We start from the raw sequence: 16,449 nt of genomic DNA on the forward strand, positions 1-16,449 counted from the left end.
GGGCCTACGCCTGCAGGGAAAAACGGTAGCCGGCGCCGCGCACCGTCTGCACGAAACGGTCGCAGCCGGACGGGGCCAGCACCTTGCGCAGGCGCAGGATATGCACATCCACAGTGCGCTCCTCCACATAGGTGTTCCGTCCCCAGACCCGGTCCAGCAACTGGGAACGGGAATAGACCCGCTCGGGATGGGTCATGAAGAAATGCAGCAGGCGAAATTCCGTCGGTCCCATCTCCAGAGCCGCGCCGTCCACGGTCACCCGGTGACTGGACGGGTCCAGGGTCAGGGTGTCCACGGTGATGGGTCTGGACTGTTCCTCCGGGATACTGCGCCGCAATACCGCCTTGATCCGGGCCACCAGTTCCCTGGGGGAAAAGGGCTTGGTGATGTAGTCGTCCACGCCGGCCTCCAGGGCACCCACCTTGTCATCCTCCTCGCCCCGGGCGGTGAGCATGATGATGGGCAACTCGGCGGTGTATTCTTCCCGCTTGAGACGTCGAGCCAGATCAATGCCGCTGGTGCCGGGCAGCATCCAGTCCACCACCACCAGATCTGGCAACCGCTCCGCCAACCGGGTATGGGCTTCGTTGGCATCACCGGCCTCCACCATGCAAAATCCGGCCCGTGACAGGGCAAAACCCACCATCTCGCGAATGGCCGGCTCATCCTCGACCAGCAATATGGTCTTTTCGGTCATATCTTTTCCTTCAGCCTGTCTTTGACGCGGCTATTACAACGAGAAATTATGACATGGCGGTGACATTGCAATCACCGCGGCCATCGTCCGCCTTTTCGGGATGTCATGCCACAGACACATTGCAGGATTAAAGTAAAGCGGGAGCCTGGGGTTTTCATTCCGGCACAAAAAGACCAGACCCTCAAGAGAACGCCATGCGTATCCTGCTTTTGACCCTGTTGCTGCTGTCGATCAGCGCCACTTCGGCAAATCCGGCACCAGCGGACCCCGAGACACAGGCCCATCAGTACCTGTCACAGAACCCGCCGGCTTATGACCAGGCCAAAATCCTGTTCATGCAGGCCGCCAAGCAGGGTTCATCCACCGCCATGGCCTACCTGGGATGGCTGTTCGAACACGGTCACGGAACCACAGCCGACGGTGAGCAGGCGGTGTACTGGTATGACCAGGCCGCCCAGGCCGGCGCCCTGCCCTATGCCATGCATCTGGGCTGGCTCTATCTCAGGGGGGAAGTGGTGCCAAGGGATCGGGAGACCTCGGAACACTGGTTCTGGTATGCCATCGACCGGGGACATGCACCCGCCCGGGTGGCGCTGGCCTCCATCTGGATTGCCGATGCCCTCGGAGGACGGGATCCGGACCTGGCCCTGGCGGCAGAGGCCCTGCTGTTACCGGCCATGGAGGCCGGTGAAGTGCTGGCCCTGTATTTCCTGGCCCGACTCTATATCGAGGGCATCGGCAGCGTGACGGCGGATGACGACAAGGCCCTCCACTACACCCGCGAGGGTGCCCAACAGGGACATCCCCGCATGCAGGCCTGGCTGGCCATGATGCATGCACAGGGTCGGGGCGTGAGGGTCGATCCCGTGGCGGCCATCCAGTGGTCCAATCTGGCGGCGGCCGGGGGGGATGAACTGGGGCTGGAATTGCGCCGGGCGCTGGAATCCCAGGCCACGCCGGAACAGATCCAGGAGGGCCGGGGCCGGGCGGTGACCTGGGCCCTGTCCCAGGAACAGCCGGATTGACGGTCCTCGACCCAAGAGGCACCTTTGTCTAAACTGCCCCACCAACTGAGGCATGGACACCCTGTCCGTGCGCCATTTTGGTTGGGAGCAGTCAGATGAGACGCGTGATCTTCAATCAGAAAGGGGGTGTGGGCAAGTCCACCATCACCTGCAACCTGGCGGCCATCAGCGCCAGTCACGGCCTGCGGACCCTGGTCATCGACCTGGACCCCCAGGGCAATTCCAGCCACTACCTGATGGGACAGGCCGCCGATACCTGCCAGCACACCATGGCGGACTTCTTTGCCTCCACCCTGGGCCTGATGCGGCTCACCGGACGCACCGCCTCCCTGGCCTCGTTCGTCAGCCCCACCCCGTTTGAGCACCTGAGCATCCTGCCCGCCAACCGGGAACTGGAAAACCTGCAAACCAAGCTGGAGTCCCGCTACAAGATCTACAAGCTGCGCGATGCCCTGGACGCCATCGCCGGGGACTATGACTGTGTTTACATGGATACCCCGCCGGCACTGAACTTCTTTACCCGTTCCGCCCTGATCGCCTCGGAACGCTGCCTGATTCCCTTCGACTGCGACGATTTTTCCCGTCGCGCCCTGTACGAGCTACTGGACAATGTGCGGGAAATCCAGGAGGACCACAACCAGAAGCTGCAGGTGGAGGGCATCATTGTCAATCAGTTTCAGGCGGGGGCCAAATTGCCCCGCACCCTGGTGAATGAATTGATCCGGGAACATCTGCCGGTACTGGCTACCCATCTGTCAACCTCGGTGAAAATCCGCGAATCCCACCAGCATGCCTGTCCCCTGATCCATCTGGCGCCCAATCACAAGCTGACCGCCGAGTATCAGGCCCTGTACCGACTGCTCAACGGCCATACCTGAACACGGGTGTGGATTATTTGCGGGATTCCTTCAGGAAGAAGGCCCCCAGGCCAATGAAGATGCCGCCCACCACCAGGGCGGCGGTTCCACCGATACCCTGACCTTCCCCAACGGTCAGGCGGCTGACCCAGATTTCGCCACCCACCAGACTGAACACACCCACGGCTATGAGCAGCAAACCCACCAGAACCAGCCCCATGTCGGTCTTTTTCCGGTGACCCGGCTGTGATGCCCCACGGCGGCGTTTGAAAGAAGAGGGCATAATCCGTTCAACCCTGCTGTCGGAGCACGGTCACGGTCTCGCCGCCGATGCCCCAGTTGTCGGTATCCACTTCATCGATGACCACCACCGTGGTCCTGGGGTTCTTGCCCAGCACATCCACCAGCAATTGGGTGGTGCCGCGGATCAACTCGGCCTTTTGCTCCGGGGTGGCCCCTTCACGGGTAATCTTGATATTGACGTAGGGCATGGGCTGGACTCCGCTGTGTGATGAACCAAACGCCGGTCACCGGCGAGGATACCGGCATCAAGGCCATGATGCCAACGGCGGACTGCTCTGGCCAGCGCCACCGGGTCCGGGTATGGTGACAGGAAGACCCCTTTTTTCATTCAGACGGAGGACGTCATTGTGGGTATTGAAGTGTCTGGTCTTTTGAGTCTGATCCTGCTGATCGCCATCATCTGGGCCATCGTGAGCACCATTCAGAGCCGGGCGGACACCGGAGCCAAGGTGCTCTGGATCGTCCTGTTGCTGCTGTTGCCGGTGCTCGGCTTTATCTTGTGGCTGCTGCTGGGACCCAAAGCAGGGCGCTAACGACGCTTGCGGGTACGGGATCCGGCCACCGTGCCACGATGGGGCGCCGGACCGCGGGGATGTTTGCGCCGATGCCCCTCTCCCGTGGTGCCGGTGCCCGCCGGCTGGAACCGGGGCACCAGATGGCGCTTGCCATTGCCAATCAGATCGGCCCGCCCCATGCGCTGCAGGGCCTCCCGCAACAGCGGCCAGTTTTCAGGGTCGTGGTAGCGCAAAAATGCCTTGTGCAACCGACGCTGACGCAATCCCTTGGCGGTAAACACCCGTTCGGTGCTCCGGGTTACCGGCTTGAGCGGGTCTCGCTCGGCGTGATACATGGCGGTGGCCAGAGCCATGGGGCCAGGCAGAAACGCCTGGACCTGATCCAGACGAAAACCGTTATGCTTGAGCCACAGGGCCAGATGCACCATGTCCTCATCGGTGGTGCCCGGATGGGCGGCGATGAAATACGGCACCAGATACTGTTCCTTGCCCGCCTCCCGGCTAAAACGCTCGAACAGTTCCCGAAACCGCTCGTAGACCTCGATGCCCGGCTTCATCATCCGTGACAGGGGGCCGGGCTGGGTATGCTCCGGGGCGATCTTCAGATACCCGCCCACATGGTGGGTGACCAGTTCGCGGATGTATTCCTTCGATGCCAGGGCCAGGTCGTAACGCAACCCCGAGGCGATCAGCACCTTCTTCACGCCAGGACGCTGGCGGATACGGCGATACAGCCGGATCAGCGGCCCGTGGTCCGTATTCAGATTGCGGCAGATGCGGGGATGCACGCAGGACAGACGGCGGCAATGGGCTTCGATGGCCTTGTCCTTGCATCCGAGCTGGTACATGTTGGCCGTCGGCCCGCCCAGATCCGAGATGATCCCGGTGAATCCCTCCACCTTGTCCCGGATCTCGTCCACTTCCCGTTCGATGGAGTCCTCGGAACGGGACTGGATGATGCGCCCCTCATGTTCGGTGATGGAACAGAAGGTACAGCCGCCGAAGCAGCCACGCATGATGTTCACCGAGAACCGGATCATTTCCCAGGCCGGGATGCGCGCCCTCCCATAGGCGGGATGGGGGGCGCGGGCAAAGGGCAGGTCAAACAGCTGATCCAGCTCAATGGTGCTCAGGGGAATCGGCGGCGGATTGATCCACAGGTCCTTGTCCCCATGTCCCTGCACCAAGGCACGGGCATTGCCCGGATTGGTTTCCAGATGGATCAGGCGCGAGGCGTGGGCATAGAGCACCGGGTCATCCTGCACCGTGTCGCAGTCGGGCAGGCGGATGACGGTCCGTTCCCGGGGGTGGGCCGTCAGGGCACGCCGCTGGACCCGAATCACCTGGGCACCCGCGGCCTTGCCCCAGGCCACGGCCTGCCCTGGGCCGCACTGCTCCGGAATCTCCTCGCAGTAAGGGTCCCGATGTCGCTGCACCGGCCCGGGCCGGTCCACCAGGGTGGAGTCCAGCACATGCCAGTCTCCCGGTGGAGTATCCAGCAAGAAGGCGGTACCGCGCAGATCCTTCATGTCCCTGGGGTGTTCCCCCCTGGCGATACGATGGGCCGCCTCCACCAGGGCACGCTCCCCGTTGCCGTAGATGAGCAGATCGGCCCGGGAGTCCAGCAATACGGAGCGGCGGACCTTGTCGGACCAGTAATCATAATGGGCCACCCGTCGCAGACTGGCCTCGATCCCGCCAATGATCACGGGCACATCCCGAAAAGCCTCCCGCACCCGCTGGCTGTAAACGATCACCGCCCGGTCTGGCCGTCGGCCACCCTCATCGTCGGGGCTGTAGGCATCGTTGCTGCGCAGGCGGCGGTCGGCGGTATAGCGGTTCACCATGGAATCCATGTTGCCCGCGGTCACGCCGAAGAACAGATTGGGCCGGCCCAGGGCCTGAAAAGGCTCAGAGGAACGCCAATCAGGCTGGGCAATCACCCCCACCCGGAAACCCTGGGCCTCCAGCAGGCGACCGATGATGGCCACCCCGAAACTGGGATGATCGATATAGGCATCACCGGTCACCAGAATCACATCACAGCTGTCCCAGCCCAGCTGATCCATCTCGTGCCGGGACATGGGCAGGAAGGGCGCCACGCCAAAGCGAACCGCCCAATAGGGGCGGTAGGAAAAAAGAGGCCTGAAGATGGCGCTGGAATTCATGGAACATCCGCAAGGAAACCCGCGATTTCAATCGCGGGCAGTGTTGGGGCAGCGGCTCACCGCCGTTCTGTAGCTGCCTTGAGTGCCGCTGCCAGCGCCCCTTCAGGCTGAGGTTCGGCACGGGCCGCGCCCTTGGCCCCGGAACGATGCCTGGGGCCATGATGTCCCGGTGCTGGACGGCGAGGGGCCTCCCGACCCGGATCATCATCCAGACGCATGGTCAGCGCAATCCGTTTGCGTTCCAGATCCACTTCCATCACCTTCACCTTGACCACATCACCGGCCCGCACCACATCCCGAGGATCTTTGATGAAACGATCCGACAGGGCGGAAATATGCACCAGCCCGTCCTGATGCACGCCAATATCCACGAAAGCACCAAAGTTGGCCACGTTGGTCACCGTACCCTCCAGCACCATGCCCGGCTGCAGATCCTGCAGACGCTCCACCCCTTCCTTGAAGGCGGCAGTACGAAACTCCGGGCGCGGGTCCCGTCCAGGCTTGGCCAACTCGGTGAGGATATCCCGCACCGTAGGCTCACCAAAGGTCTCATCGGTGAACCGGGCCGGGTCCAGTCGCTGGAGAAAGGCCTCGTCGCCGATCAGTTCGCGTACATCCCGGCCAGTATCAGCCACAATCCGCCGAACGACGGGATAAGCCTCGGGATGTACTGCCGAGGCATCCAGTGGATCCTTCCCCTGGGGGATACGCAAAAAGCCTGCGGCCTGCTCAAAGGCCTTGGGCCCCAGACGAGGCACCTGCTTGAGGGCAGCACGGCTGGCAAAAGGCCCCTGTTCAGTACGAAAGGCGACGATATTTTCCGCCAGGGTGGTGCCCAGCCCCGACACCCTGGCCAACAGAGGCGCCGAGGCAGTGTTCACATCCACCCCCACCGCGTTTACGCAATCTTCCACCACGGCGTCCAGCTTACGGGCCAGTTGGGTCTGATTGACATCATGCTGGTACTGACCCACACCAATGGCCTTGGGTTCGATTTTCACCAGTTCAGCCAGGGGGTCTTGTAGACGGCGGGCGATGGACACCGCCCCACGCAGGGACACATCCAGCTCCGGCAACTCCGCCGACGCCAGGGCCGAGGCGGAATAGACCGAAGCACCAGCCTCGGAAATCACCACCTTGGTCAGTCCCAGTTGGGGGTTGAGCCTCATCAACTCCCCCACCAGGGCATCTGTCTCCCGGGAATAGGTGCCGTTGCCAATGGCCACCAGGTCCACCTGATGTTTGCGGGCCAGGGCAGAGAGGGTTTCCAGGGTATCCTGCACCCGTTTTTGCGGGGGGAACGGATATACCGTGGCGGTATCCACCACCGCCCCCTGACCATTGATCACCGCCACCTTCACTCCGGTACGCACTCCGGGGTCCAGCCCCATGGTGGTACGGGAACCCGCCGGAGCAGCCAGCAGCACATCCTGCAGATTGGCGCCAAACACCCGGATGGCCTCCGCATCCGCCAGATCCCGCAACTGGCGCTTGAGGGCCACATCCAGATGAATGGACAGCTTGGCCCGCCAGGCCAGACGGGCGTACCGGGCCAACCAGGCATCCGCTGGCCGCCCCTGATCTGACAGTTGAAAATGGCGGGCAATGGCCGCCTCTCCGGGGGAGGTGGTGGTGTCCTCCTCACCCCGGGCCTGGGCCTGGGTCCAGGCCACTTCCAGTCGCAGACATTCTTCCGCCTGTCCCCGAAACATGGCCAAGGCCCGATGGGAAGGCACCTTGCTCAAAGGTTCCACATGATCAAAATAATCCCGGAATCGGGCGCCTTCCTGGGCCTTTTCCGGTATTACCTTGCTGACCAGAAACCCCTGCTCCCAGCCATAATTACGTAACGCCTCGATCAGGTCCGCTTCCTCGGCGATGCGCTCCATGAAGATGTGCCCCGCCCCTTCCAGAGCGGCCTCCACGGTGATTTCCTCGGTGGTGTAACCGGCGGCCACCGCCTCCGGTATCTGACCGGGGTCGGCCAGCAGGGTATCCAGCAAGGGTTCCAGGCCATTTTCCCGGGCGATCTGGGCCTTGGTACGGCGTTTTTTCACGTAGGGGCGGTACAGATCCTCCAGACGCGTCTTGGTATCTGCCTCGAAAATGGCTGCCGCCAGGGCATCGGTCAGTTTGCCTTGCGCCTCGATGGCCTTGAGCACCACATCCCTGCGGGCGTCCAGCTCCCGCAGATAGCCCAGACGTTCCTCCAGACTGCGCAGTTGCGCGTCATCCAGGCCACCGGTGGCCTCTTTGCGGTAACGGGCTACAAATGGCACGGTAGCGCCGCTATCCAGCAGTGCCACAGTGGCCTTGACCTGTTCGGGATGGATGCCCAGTTCCTGGGCGATACGGCGAGGAATATCGGTCATCAATGTTGCGCGAAAAACCCCGTTTTTGGGTTCGGGGAGGTGCAACGCATCGTGCCCGGCACGATCAGGCGCTCCTGTTTCGCGCCCTCCTGTATGGATGTGGGCTGACGTTTGCAAAAAAATACAGTATATGCCATGACTTCACCGGTGCAAATACTCAAACCGGCCGGCTCACCCGCAGTGAAGCAAGGGGCATGTGTTCGCCCTGGCGAAAGCCTGCGTGGGGGTTTCTCGCGGAGGAACTGATGAACCGGTGTTTAGCCCATCGAGGCCCAGGCGGCACCCTTCCGGGCATTCTGTCAGCGCTCGTACCAGGCGACACGGCACTTGGTCGAGCAGGCGAGCGAGCACCAGGCGAGGCGCAATCGCAGACACAATGGTGGGGATGGGGCTTGACCGCACCGGACCCTGCGTCAGCGCAAGGATGGCCGGGGCCGGATCTGCTAGGGTGGCGGGCGCCATTGGAACAAGAGGGTCTGTGTCGTGCGTATCGGTATTGGAATCCTGGTCTTTCTCGCCGGCCTGGCCGGCATCTTCTACGCCCTGCCCAGGGTACCCCCGGAGCTGGGCATGTTCGGGGTGCTGTGGCAGCTGTCTCCCTACCTGGGGGTGATGATCGTGGGCCTGGGCATCTTTGCCTATGGCCGCGGCGACGACGCGCCCATCGAGCGGCAGTAACCATCGCTGAACGGCTCCCCTTTCCCGGAGAGAGGGGGGCATCGGCTCAAAGGATCTCGCCAAGCCAGTCTCCAATCCGCCGCTCCGGCCAGTAACGGCCCACACCTTCAACGAAACCCACATGCCCGCCGGCCCGGCTCAGTTCCAGGCGGATGCTCGGGGACAGTTCATCGGGGGTGGGCACCGTCTCCGGCGTCATGAACGGGTCATCACGGGCATGCAGGATCAGGGTCGGGCGCTGGATGCGCCGCAGATAGGGTCGGCAACTGCAGCGGCTGTAGTAATCATCCACTCCGGCAAAGCCGTGCAGGGGGGCGGTGACGGCATCGTCGAACTCCCGGAAGGTCCGCAGTCGGGGCAGGGCGGCGCAGTCCAGGGGCATGGGCATGAGCCGGCACTTTCTCAGGGCCGAGCGCTTCAGGCGCCCCACCAGATACCATTGATAAAATCGGGACAGGCCCTGCTCCATGCGTCGCGCCGAGCGGTCAAGATCGAAGGGAACGGAGATGGCGACGGCGGCGGCCAGCGGGTTGTCCGGGCCGGTTTCCCCCAGCCATTTGAGCAGGGCATTGCCGCCCAGGGAGACGCCGATGGCGGCGACGGGCCGTGTCGGTTCCTGCCGCAGCAGATGATCCACCAGCCAGGCCATGTCTCCGGTGTCGCCGGCAAAATAGCTACGGGGCAGGCGATTGGGTTCGCCGCTGCAGCCCCGAAAGTGCATGGTCAGGGCCTGAAATCCCTGGTCGTGCAGCCGTCGCATGAGTCCGCCGGCATAAGGGGAGCGGCTTGAGCCTTCCAGTCCGTGGAACAGGATCACCCGGGGGCCGGGCTGGGGCGGCGCCCAGTCAAGGTCTATAAAATCCCCGTCGGGCAGTTCCAGCCGCTGCCGTCCCAGGGGGATCGGCGGCCGGCGCCGCATCAGGGTGGGGGCCAGGGTCTGCAGGTGGGCACCCGGCAACCACCAGGCGGGGCGAAAGTCACCGTCGATCAGCATCGGTCCGGAATCCTTGGCAGGTGTCACATGGGATCAACAGCGCCATGTTACTTCTTTGCATTGTCTTCTCTTGCATCGTCTTCTCCCATCTTCGGGCTTCCCAACACCAACCGGGAACGGATACATAGTATCCTGACTTGAATCCATCGCCCTGACTCGTTAAAACAGGCCCACACTCCAAAAGTGATCAGACCCCATGGACCTTTCCTCGATCCGCAGTGCCTATCGCCGCTATGCTCGCTACTATGATCGAATGTTCGGGCCGATCTTTGCCGGAGGCCGGCGCATGGCCGTGCATCTGGTGAACAACGGCCCCGGTCAACGCATTCTGGAAGTGGGCGTCGGCACCGGTCTGTCGTTGCCGGAATATCGCCAGGATGCCCGCGTGGTCGGCATCGACATCAGCCCCGACATGCTGCAGCTGGCCCGGGAACGGGCCCGGGACGGGGCGCTGCCCCAGGTGGAGGCCCTGCTGGAGATGGACGCGGAGGCGCTGGCGTTTCCGGACAACAGCTTTGACGGGGTGGTGGCCATGTACGTGGCCTCGGTGGTGCCCAATCCGGACAAGCTGATGGCGGAGATGCGGCGGGTCTGCGTGCCCGGCGGGGATGTGGTGGTGATCAACCATTTCGCCTCCCGCCATCCCTTCCTGCGGCGGCTGGAGCAGATGTTGCGTCCTCTGTCCCGCCTCATGGGGTTTCGTCCCGACATGGAACTGGACAGCCTGCCGGAGTGGCCGGACCTGCGTCGCGTGGCGGTCCACAAGACCAATCTGTTCGGTTACTGGAAGCTGGTCCATTACCGCTGCAGCGATGCGCCGGTGCCGCTGGAGGGCGGCAGCGGAGAGACGGTCGCGGTCAAGGCAACCGCCGATCAGCCCGGCTGAGGCGCGCCCGTTACCAGCGGGTCCCACCCTGGAACCACGGAACACTTCATGACCATCGACTGGAAATCCTACGACCCGGCCGAATTCTATGATGAACTCATCGCCGCCCCTGGGCAGGCTCGCGAGACCGCGCTCACCCTGACCAATTATCTGCGCTCCCTGAGCGATGAAGAGCTGCACGAACGCAAGGCGGCGGCCGAGCACGCCATTGTGGAAATGGGGATTACCTTCACGGTCTACACCGAAGGCGGCAATATCGACCGGGCCTGGCCCTTTGACATCATTCCCCGCATCATCCCCCGCCACGAATGGGCAAAAGTGGAAGCGGGACTGACTCAGCGCCTCACCGCCCTGAACCTGTTCATCAACGATCTCTACAACGAACAGCGCATCATCAAGGACAAGGTTTTCCCCAAGTCGATCCTGGCCAAATCCAAGAACTTTCGCGAGCAGTGCATGGGCATCCAGCCCACCCATGGGGTCTGGGCCCATATCTGTGGTTCCGACCTGGTGCGGGATGCCGACGGCACCTTCTACGTGCTGGAGGACAACCTGCGGGTACCATCGGGGGTGTCCTACATGCTGGAAAACCGGCAGGTCACCAAGCGGGTCTTTCCCGAGCTGTTCGACAACTACAGCATCCGCCCGGTGGATGAGTACCCCTCCCAGCTCTTTGACATGCTGGCAGCCCTCTCCCCGCGCCCGCTGGATTATCCTGAGGTGGTGGTGCTGACGCCGGGTATCTACAACTCCGCCTATTTCGAGCATGCCTATCTGGCCCAGCGCATGGGGGCGGAACTGGTGGAGGGGGCCGACCTGATGGTGGGGGATGATGACTGTGTCTACATGCGCACGGTGGCGGGCCTGGAGCGGGTGGACGTGATCTATCGGCGGATTGATGATCTGTTTCTGGATCCGGAGGCCTTCAATCCCGATTCCCTGCTGGGGGTGAGGGGGCTGATGCGGGCCTGGCGCAAGGGCAACGTGGCCCTGGTGAACGCCCCCGGTGCCGGCGTGGCGGACGACAAGGTGGTCTATGCCTTCGTGCCGAAGATGATCCGTTACTATCTGGACCAGGACCCGATCATTCCCAACGTGCCCACCCATCTGTGCATGGACCCCAAGGAACGGGAGTACGTGCTGGCCAACCTGGAGCATCTGGTGGTCAAGCCCGCCAACGAGTCCGGTGGCTACGGCATGATCGTCGGTCCCCATGCCACCCGCAAGCACCGCCAGGAGTTCGCCGAGCTGATCCGCAAGGATCCGCGCAACTACATTGCCCAACCCACCCTGAAGCTGTCCACCTCGCCCACCCTGTGCGATGGCCGGCTCGAACCCCGGCATCTGGACCTTCGTCCCTTCATCCTGCAGGGGGTGCGCACCGATGTGACTGCCGGTGGGCTGACCCGGGTGGCCCTGCGTAAGGGTTCTCTGGTGGTCAACTCCTCCCAGGGCGGGGGGAGCAAGGACACCTGGATCGTGGATACGGACACGGATTGAACCCGCTTCTTATCAACCTACAGGGCTGACACCATGCTTTCACGTGTTGCCGAACGTCTTTACTGGATGGCCCGTTACATCGAGCGGGCGGAGAATGCCGCGCGCATGGTCACGGCCTTCAATCACCTGGCCCTGGACATGCCCCGTAGCGTGCGCCTGTCCTGGCGGGGCATGGTGTCCATCACCGGCAATGAATCGATCTACGAAAAGAATTACCGCAAGTACGACGAGCGTAACGTGGTGAAGTTCCTGCTGGCGGACAACGATAATCCCGGGGCCATCCTCAATGCCCTGCGGGCGGCCCGGGAAAACGTGCGCACCACCCGGGATCTGGTCCCCAGCGAGATCTGGGAGGCGGTGAACGAGTTGTATCACTATGCCAACGCCAATGTGGATACAGGACTGGGCAAACGGGGACGTTATCAGTATCTGGCCAGAATCATCAGCCATTGCCAGCAGCTGACCGGCATGCTGGCGGGCACCATGAGCCATGACGCCGCCTATGACTTCATCCGCGCTGGACGTAATCTGGAGCGGGCGGACATGACCACCCGCCTGCTGGATGTGGGCGCCCTGGGGCTGTTGAGCAACGATCCCCAGGACGAGGCCGCCACGGCCCAGTTCGAGGGTCTGTTGTGGGTGAATATCCTCAAGTCCCTCAGCGCCTTCCAGATGTATCGCCAGCATGTGCGGCGTCGGGTCAGTGCCCAGGATGTGGTCAAATACATTTTCCAGGACCGTGAGTTTCCCAGGGCCGTGGTCCATGCCCTGGGCGAGGTGGAACTGAGCCTGACCAACCTGCCCCGCAACGAGACACCCTTGCGACTGGCGATTCAGGTCCGGCGTCATGTGATGGAGGCCAATGTGGACAAGCTCCTGGAGACGGACGAGCTGCACCATTTCATCGACCAGCTACAGCAGGAGATGAATGCATTGCACAACATGATCGCCGACACCTGGTTCAGTCTGGACAGGGCTGCCTGACCGGGCCTGCGCCCGGCCTGTCTCATGTCCACCCCCGCGCCCCTGTCGCTGCTGGCCCCGGAATATGCCCTGTCCGGGGACCATTTTGACGAACTGCTCACCTCCGAGGGTATCCTGCGTCCGCAATGGGAGCCGATCATGGGGGCGCTGGCCCAGTTGGGGCCGGAGGGGCTGGCGGAACGGGCCGCGGATATTGGCCGCCTGCTGCGGGAAAGCGGGGTCACCTACAACGTGTATTCCGATCCCCGGGGGGCGGAGCGGCCCTGGCCCCTGGACCCGGTGCCCATGGTGCTGGAGAGCAAGGAATGGGCCGTCATCGAGACCGGCCTGATCCAGCGGGCGGAACTGCTGAACCTGATTTTCAAGGATCTCTATGGTCCCAGGGAACTGATCCGCAAGGGGCTGCTGCCCCTGGACCTGATCTACGGTTATCCGGGTTTTTTGCGGCCCTGTGTCGGCAGCCTGCCCACCATCCCCAACCCCCTGGCCCTGTATGCCGCCGATCTGGTACGCCGTCCCGATGGGCATGTCGTGGTCCTGGCAGATCGCACCCAGGCCCCTTCCGGGGCAGGGTACGCCCTGGAGAACCGGGTGATTCTGTCCCGGGTATTCCCCAGTCTGTACCGGGATGCCCAGGCCCATCGGCTCACCCGATTTTTCCAGACCCTGCGCCGCACCCTGGGTACCCAGGGCGCCCCTGGCGCCGGACGGGATGCGCCCAGGGTGGTGTTGCTCTCCCCAGGGCCCCTTAACGAGACCTGGTTCGAGCATGTGTACCTGGCCGGCTACCTGGGGTACACCCTGGTACAGGGTCAGGATCTGATGGTTTCCGAGGGGCGGGTCTGGTTGCGTTCCCTCAATGGCCCCGAGCCGGTGGATGTGATCCTGCGCCGGGTGGATGACAGCTTCTGTGACCCGCTGGAACTGCGCCAGGATTCCTGGCTGGGGGTGGCGGGCCTGCTGGACGTGGCACGCCGGGGTCGGGTGGCCATCGTCAATCCCCTGGGCAGCGGGGTGCTGGAATGTCCTGCCCTGGCCGCCTATCTGCCCGCCATCGCCCGCCACCTGCTGGGGCAGGATCTGATTCTGCCCACGGTGGAGACCTGGTGGTGTGGTGACCCCCGGCAACGGGATCATGTCCTGTCCCGGCTGGAACAGCTGGTGATCCGTGATCTGGCGCCGGGGCAAGGGGGTGCCCTCTTCGGTGATGCCCTGTCCCGCCCGGAATTGGCGTCCCTGAAGGATCGCATCCGTGCCAACCCCGGCGGCTTTGTGGCTCAGGAGCGTCTGGCACTGTCCACCCTGCCGGCCTTCGGTCCTGGGGGCGGCCTGGAGCCTCGTCGGGGCTGGTTGCGGACTTATCTGTGCGCCCGGGACGGGGATTATGGGGTGATGCCCGGCGGTCTGTCCCGGGTGGCCGGCGCCAGGGATGCCGCCTGGGTCTCGAATCAGGCGGGCGGGGTGAGCAAGGATACCTGGGTGCTGGCCTCCGAGGCCGAGCCGTCGCCGGCCCTGGTGGGGGCCATGCCCATGGTGGGGGGACTGGGTACCCCGGTCTCGTTGTCGGGACGGGTGGCGGAAAACCTGTTCTGGATGGGGCGCTATGCGGAGCGGGCGGAGGGTACCCTGCGACTGATGCTGGTGGTGCTGATGCGCCGTCGCCTGGTCCGGGAATCCACTGGCGACAGTAGCGGGGATGCCACCCTGCGTACCCTGCTGCGGGCACTGACCCACCTGACGGCCACCTATCCCGGCTTTGTTCTGGAAGGGGCGGAGACCGCCCTGACCGATCCGGCGCCGGAGTTACTGACATTGATCCTGGACCGTGAACGCATCGGGAGCCTGAGCTTCACCCTGCAGGCCTTGCTGCGGGCCGGACATGAACTCAGGGACCGCATCTCCGGGGACAGCTGGCGGGTCATCTCGGCCCTGCGGGAGCGCAGCAATGCCCTGGGACAGCGGCAGCCCCAGGACCCGGAACATCTGGTGCATCATCTGGATGAACTCATCACCCACCTGCTGGCCATGTCCGGTCTGGCCCAGGAAAGCACGCCCCGGCATCTGAACTGGGTATTTCTGGACGCTGGCCGCCGCCTGGAACGGGGGGTGATGCTGGCCGACCTGCTACGGGCCACCCTGGTACATCCCTGCGCCCCGGATGACGAGCCGGCCTTGCTGGAAGCCATCCTCAACTATGCCGAGAACACCGCCGCCGATCCCCACGCCCTGCGTCCCGAGGCCCTGCTGGACAGTCTGCTGCTGGACGAGCGCAATCCCCGTTCCCTGGGGTTCCAGCTGGCCGCCCTGGAGAGCCATGGTGCCGCCATGCCCCGAACCGGGCGGGATGAGCGCCTGACCCCGGCGGAACGTCTGATTCTGGAGGCGCGCAATGAGCTGCGTCGCCTGCAGTTGCGGGATCTGGCCTTGCCCGATGGGTCAGATCATCGCCTGGCCCTGGATCAATGTCTGGCGCGCCAGCAGCACCTGCTCGGCAGCGCCTCCGAGGCCCTGGGCCGATCCTATTTTGATTTCACCCGCAGCCAGCATCTGCTGGCGTCCAACCTGCCTCAGCCGGGGATTTGATGAATTACTGTATCCGGCACGTCACCCGCTATCGCTATCCCAGTCCCGTGAGCCTGTGCCATAACGAGCTTCACCTGGCGCCGCGGGATACCCCGACCCAATCCCTGCGATCCCTGACCCTGCAGGTGAGTCCATGGCCGGGCTACCAGGGGGAACGGGTGGATTTCTTCGGCAACCGGGTCCATCACTTCAGTATCCAGCAGAGCCATCGGGAGCTGGAAATCACCGCCTGCAGTCAGGTGACCTTGCAGCCGTCCGGGGTGGAGCCCCTTGGTCTGCAGTCCTGGGAAACGGTGCGAGACCGGCTGGAACGGGAGGTGACGCCGGAGATCCTGGATGCCCGTCAGTATGTCCTGCCGTCGCCCCAGGTGCCCCTGTTGCCGGAGTTGCGGGACTATGGTGCGGCCTCTCTATTGCCGGGACGGCCCCTGGGGGAAGCGGTGGCGGATCTGATGGGACGAATTTTTCAGGAGTTCGAGTATCGGCCGGGATTCACTTCCGTGAGTACGGAACTGCCGGTGGTCATGGATCATCGCTGCGGTGTCTGCCAGGATTTTGCCCATCTGGCCCTGGGCTGTTTGCGTAGCCATGGGCTGGCGGCCCGCTATGTCAGCGGCTATCTGGAAACCCTGCCGCCGCCGGGACAGGACAAGCTGGAAGGGGCTGATGCCTCCCATGCCTGGTTTTCCGTCTACATACCGGGCGAGGGCTGGCTGGACCTGGACCCCACCAATAACCTGATTCCCATGGACCGGCACATCACCCTGGCCTGGGGACGGGACTACACGGATGTGACCCCGGTCAAGGGGGTGCTGTTCGGGGGCGGAGACTCCCACGACCTGGAGGTTCAGGTGGACGTGGTGCGGGAAGGATAAACGGGCACAAAA

Annotated in this window: 15 protein-coding genes; 9 read left to right on the plus strand and 6 right to left on the minus strand. The window is 63.5% G+C overall.

The genetic code is table 11. The annotated features are described in order from the left end of the window. Positions 1–4: 4 nt before the first annotated feature. Complete coding sequence (gene phoB, locus BMX62_RS00550; RefSeq protein WP_090202398.1) at positions 5–697, minus strand: phosphate regulon transcriptional regulator PhoB; 693 nt, start codon at positions 695–697, stop codon at positions 5–7. Between the two features lie 194 nt (positions 698–891). On the opposite strand from phoB, the gene BMX62_RS00555 reads away from it, so the two are divergent. Next, the gene (locus tag BMX62_RS00555; protein ID WP_090202401.1) at positions 892–1,722 is read left to right on the plus strand and encodes a tetratricopeptide repeat protein; all 831 of its coding nucleotides are present in this window, start codon (positions 892–894) and stop codon (positions 1,720–1,722) included. 95 nt (positions 1,723–1,817) lie between these two features. Next, a complete protein-coding gene (locus tag BMX62_RS00560; protein ID WP_090202404.1) occupies positions 1,818–2,600 on the plus strand; it encodes a ParA family protein in 783 nt (260 codons plus the stop codon). 13 nt (positions 2,601–2,613) lie between these two features. On the opposite strand, the gene BMX62_RS00565 is transcribed toward BMX62_RS00560, so the two are convergent. Continuing rightward, positions 2,614–2,862, minus strand: a complete 249-nt coding sequence (locus tag BMX62_RS00565) for a hypothetical protein (RefSeq protein WP_238375780.1) — start codon at positions 2,860–2,862, stop codon at positions 2,614–2,616. Between the two features lie 7 nt (positions 2,863–2,869). After that, positions 2,870–3,070: a tautomerase family protein gene (locus tag BMX62_RS00570; protein ID WP_090202413.1), complete on the minus strand. Its 201-nt coding sequence runs from the start codon at positions 3,068–3,070 to the stop codon at positions 2,870–2,872. Positions 3,071–3,229: 159 nt separating this feature from the next. Here BMX62_RS00570 and BMX62_RS00575 point away from each other — a divergent pair, with 159 nt between their 5' ends. Then, the gene (locus tag BMX62_RS00575; protein WP_090202415.1) at positions 3,230–3,415 is read left to right on the plus strand and encodes a PLDc N-terminal domain-containing protein; all 186 of its coding nucleotides are present in this window, start codon (positions 3,230–3,232) and stop codon (positions 3,413–3,415) included. Here the strand turns inward: BMX62_RS00575 and BMX62_RS00580 are convergent. Together BMX62_RS00580 and BMX62_RS00585 are read right to left on the minus strand one after the other, a co-directional pair. Beyond that, positions 3,412–5,565 carry a YgiQ family radical SAM protein gene (locus tag BMX62_RS00580; protein WP_090202418.1) on the minus strand — a complete coding sequence of 718 codons (2,154 nt, stop codon included), beginning with the start codon at positions 5,563–5,565 and terminating at the stop codon, positions 3,412–3,414. The genes BMX62_RS00575 and BMX62_RS00580 overlap by 4 nt on opposite strands. 56 nt (positions 5,566–5,621) lie before the next feature. Then, positions 5,622–7,937 (minus strand): Tex family protein, encoded by a 2,316-nt coding sequence (locus BMX62_RS00585; RefSeq protein ID WP_090202422.1) that lies wholly within the window; start codon positions 7,935–7,937, stop codon positions 5,622–5,624. A gap of 483 nt (positions 7,938–8,420) precedes the next feature. Between BMX62_RS00585 and BMX62_RS00590 the strand changes: the two genes are divergently transcribed. Next, entirely contained in the window at positions 8,421–8,615 is a 195-nt protein-coding gene (locus BMX62_RS00590; RefSeq protein ID WP_090202425.1) for a hypothetical protein, read from the plus strand. A gap of 46 nt (positions 8,616–8,661) precedes the next feature. On the opposite strand, the gene BMX62_RS00595 is transcribed toward BMX62_RS00590, so the two are convergent. Next, positions 8,662–9,609, minus strand: a complete 948-nt coding sequence (locus BMX62_RS00595; RefSeq protein WP_090202429.1) for a hydrolase — start codon at positions 9,607–9,609, stop codon at positions 8,662–8,664. Positions 9,610–9,805: 196 nt separating this feature from the next. Between BMX62_RS00595 and BMX62_RS00600 the strand changes: the two genes are divergently transcribed. Genes BMX62_RS00600 through BMX62_RS00620 form a run of 5 tightly spaced genes read left to right on the plus strand, consistent with a single transcriptional unit; the run spans position 9,806 to position 16,437 of the window. Further along, on the plus strand, positions 9,806–10,495 hold the full coding sequence (locus BMX62_RS00600) for a class I SAM-dependent methyltransferase (protein WP_090202432.1): 690 nt from the start codon (positions 9,806–9,808) through the stop codon (positions 10,493–10,495). 48 nt (positions 10,496–10,543) lie between these two features. Continuing rightward, complete coding sequence (locus tag BMX62_RS00605) at positions 10,544–11,995, plus strand: circularly permuted type 2 ATP-grasp protein (protein ID WP_090202436.1); 1,452 nt, start codon at positions 10,544–10,546, stop codon at positions 11,993–11,995. A 33-nt stretch (positions 11,996–12,028) separates the two neighbouring features. Beyond that, on the plus strand, positions 12,029–12,979 hold the full coding sequence (locus BMX62_RS00610) for an alpha-E domain-containing protein (protein WP_090202439.1): 951 nt from the start codon (positions 12,029–12,031) through the stop codon (positions 12,977–12,979). A 24-nt stretch (positions 12,980–13,003) separates the two neighbouring features. Next, positions 13,004–15,562 (plus strand): circularly permuted type 2 ATP-grasp protein, encoded by a 2,559-nt coding sequence (locus BMX62_RS00615; RefSeq protein ID WP_090202443.1) that lies wholly within the window; start codon positions 13,004–13,006, stop codon positions 15,560–15,562. Beyond that, the gene (locus tag BMX62_RS00620; protein ID WP_090202447.1) at positions 15,562–16,437 is read left to right on the plus strand and encodes a transglutaminase family protein; all 876 of its coding nucleotides are present in this window, start codon (positions 15,562–15,564) and stop codon (positions 16,435–16,437) included. The genes BMX62_RS00615 and BMX62_RS00620 overlap by 1 nt, the downstream gene beginning before the upstream one ends. The last annotated feature ends 12 nt before the right edge of the window (positions 16,438–16,449 follow it).

The sequence above is a fragment of the Ectothiorhodospira magna genome (assembly GCF_900110965.1).
Taxonomy (GTDB): Bacteria; Pseudomonadota; Gammaproteobacteria; order Ectothiorhodospirales; family Ectothiorhodospiraceae; genus Ectothiorhodospira; species Ectothiorhodospira magna.

Bases quoted from the DNA above. Each gene is read 5' to 3' on its own strand.
- phoB (WP_090202398.1), bottom strand. From the start codon at position 697: ATGACCGAAAAGACCATATTGCTGGTCGAGGATGAGCCGGCCATTCGC.
- BMX62_RS00555 (WP_090202401.1), top strand. From the start codon at position 892: ATGCGTATCCTGCTTTTGACCCTGTTGCTGCTGTCGATCAGCGCCACT.
- BMX62_RS00560 (WP_090202404.1), top strand. From the start codon at position 1,818: ATGAGACGCGTGATCTTCAATCAGAAAGGGGGTGTGGGCAAGTCCACC.
- BMX62_RS00565 (WP_238375780.1), bottom strand. From the start codon at position 2,862: ATGCCCTCTTCTTTCAAACGCCGCCGTGGGGCATCACAGCCGGGTCAC.
- BMX62_RS00570 (WP_090202413.1), bottom strand. From the start codon at position 3,070: ATGCCCTACGTCAATATCAAGATTACCCGTGAAGGGGCCACCCCGGAG.
- BMX62_RS00580 (WP_090202418.1), bottom strand. From the start codon at position 5,565: ATGAATTCCAGCGCCATCTTCAGGCCTCTTTTTTCCTACCGCCCCTAT.
- BMX62_RS00585 (WP_090202422.1), bottom strand. From the start codon at position 7,937: ATGACCGATATTCCTCGCCGTATCGCCCAGGAACTGGGCATCCATCCC.
- BMX62_RS00595 (WP_090202429.1), bottom strand. From the start codon at position 9,609: ATGCTGATCGACGGTGACTTTCGCCCCGCCTGGTGGTTGCCGGGTGCC.
- BMX62_RS00600 (WP_090202432.1), top strand. From the start codon at position 9,806: ATGGACCTTTCCTCGATCCGCAGTGCCTATCGCCGCTATGCTCGCTAC.
- BMX62_RS00605 (WP_090202436.1), top strand. From the start codon at position 10,544: ATGACCATCGACTGGAAATCCTACGACCCGGCCGAATTCTATGATGAA.
- BMX62_RS00610 (WP_090202439.1), top strand. From the start codon at position 12,029: ATGCTTTCACGTGTTGCCGAACGTCTTTACTGGATGGCCCGTTACATC.
- BMX62_RS00615 (WP_090202443.1), top strand. From the start codon at position 13,004: ATGTCCACCCCCGCGCCCCTGTCGCTGCTGGCCCCGGAATATGCCCTG.
- BMX62_RS00620 (WP_090202447.1), top strand. From the start codon at position 15,562: ATGAATTACTGTATCCGGCACGTCACCCGCTATCGCTATCCCAGTCCC.